The 978-nt window shown below is 61.7% G+C and carries 2 tRNA genes and 1 pseudogene; 2 read left to right on the top strand and 1 reads right to left on the bottom strand.

From position 1 onward, the window contains the following. A pseudogene (locus AC1D1T_RS32735) lies at positions 1 to 611 on the bottom strand (ribonuclease R); the annotation flags it as partial. Between the two features lie 73 nt (positions 612 to 684). On the opposite strand from AC1D1T_RS32735, the gene AC1D1T_RS32730 reads away from it, so the two are divergent. Together AC1D1T_RS32730 and AC1D1T_RS32725 are read left to right on the top strand one after the other, a co-directional pair. Next, positions 685 to 769: transfer RNA gene (locus tag AC1D1T_RS32730), tRNA-Leu, on the top strand. 124 nt (positions 770 to 893) lie between these two features. After that, positions 894 to 978, top strand: a tRNA-Leu gene (locus AC1D1T_RS32725).

Below are 978 nucleotides of genomic sequence, written 5' to 3'. Positions count from 1 at the left end.
CAGTACACCGCGTCGTCGAACTCGCGCGCGTCCTCGCCGTCGATCGTCACGAGCGCGACGTCGGTGAGGTCGATGCGGTCCTTGCGGTCGACCGCGCGGATCTTGTCGGGCAGACCCGCGGCCTGCGACAGCGTCTCGGGCGAGAAGCGGTGCGGCACCTCGTACTTGCGCACCGCGATCTCGATCTCCATGCCGGGGTCGTCGATCTCGCCGAGCACCTCGGAAACGCGGCCCATCGGCTGCGAGTACAGAGACGGCGGCTCGGTCAGCTCGATCGCGACCACCTGCCCCGCGGTCGCGTTGGCGATCGCGTTCTTCGGGACCATGATGTCCTGGCCGTAGCGCTTGTCTTCGGGGGCGACCAGCCAGATGCCGCTCTCGTGCAGCAGGCGGCCGATGATCGGCGCCTTCTTGCGCTCGATGATCTCGAGCACGCGGCCCTCGGGCCGGCCCTTGCGGTCGTAGCGGATCACGCGCGCCTTCACGCGGTCACGGTGCAGCACCGCGCGCATTTCCTGCGGGGAGAGATAGAGATCGGGCTGCCGGTCGTCGCGGACCAGGAATCCGTGACCGTCGCGGTGCCCTTGCACCGTGCCCTCGACTTCGCTCATCAGTTCGTTGCTGACTTGCGTTGCATTGGAGAAGTTGTTGTTTTTGATGATATAGTCCAAGACTTCCTGAAATGCCCAGGTGGCGGAATTGGTAGACGCACTAGTTTCAGGTACTAGCGGGTAACTCCGTGGAGGTTCGAGTCCTCTCCTGGGCACCAAGAATAATCAATAAATGCGGGAAATTTGAGAAGGCCAGCACCAACGTGTTGGCCTTTTGCTTTTGTGAGAGAGAGATTGAAGATGCGACTTTCGCTCATGCTATAGTCGCAGGCTTCCTGAGATGCCCAGGTGGCGGAATTGGTAGACGCACTAGTTTCAGGTACTAGCGGGTAACTCCRTGGAGGTTCGAGTCCTCTCCTGGGCACCA

This window comes from Rhizobacter sp. P2_H3 (assembly GCF_056403355.1).
The sequence above is the reverse complement of the archived record's forward strand: the minus strand, read 5'-3'. Positions and strand labels throughout refer to the sequence as shown.